1 protein-coding gene is annotated in these 411 nt (G+C 28.0%); it reads left to right on the forward strand.

Annotated features, from left to right (window positions below):
• On the forward strand, nt 1-411 hold a 411-nt coding region (locus IU405_RS15530; protein ID WP_197439534.1), incomplete at both ends, for a DUF5655 domain-containing protein.

Consider the following 411-nt stretch of genomic DNA (forward strand, 5'->3'; position numbering starts at 1 on the left):
CATCAAATCAAATCAATGAAGATTTAGATGGCAAAAACCCTGTGATGGTTGAAGCTGGAAAAAAAGCAGCAATAACAAGAAAAATAGGGGTTTATACTCTAGAACAACATTTTGAAAACCTAGATGTTCAGATTTTAGAACTTTTTAATCTTGTTAGAGATTATATTGTTTCTCTTGATAGTACAATTGAAGAATCTCCTAAAAAAAATTATATTGCTTATAAAACTAGCCAAAATTTTACATGTCTTCAGACATATAAAAAAAAGCTAACTTTATATTTAAAACTTGATCCTAAGGAAATTAATCCAATGCCAATTCAAGGAAGAAATGTAAGTGATATTGGACATTATGGAACTGGCGAATTTGAATTAACTATCAAAAATATTGAAGATTTTGAGGCAACAAAATATC

The sequence above is a fragment of the Polaribacter sp. BAL334 genome (assembly GCF_015767435.1).
Taxonomy (GTDB): domain Bacteria; phylum Bacteroidota; class Bacteroidia; order Flavobacteriales; family Flavobacteriaceae; genus Polaribacter.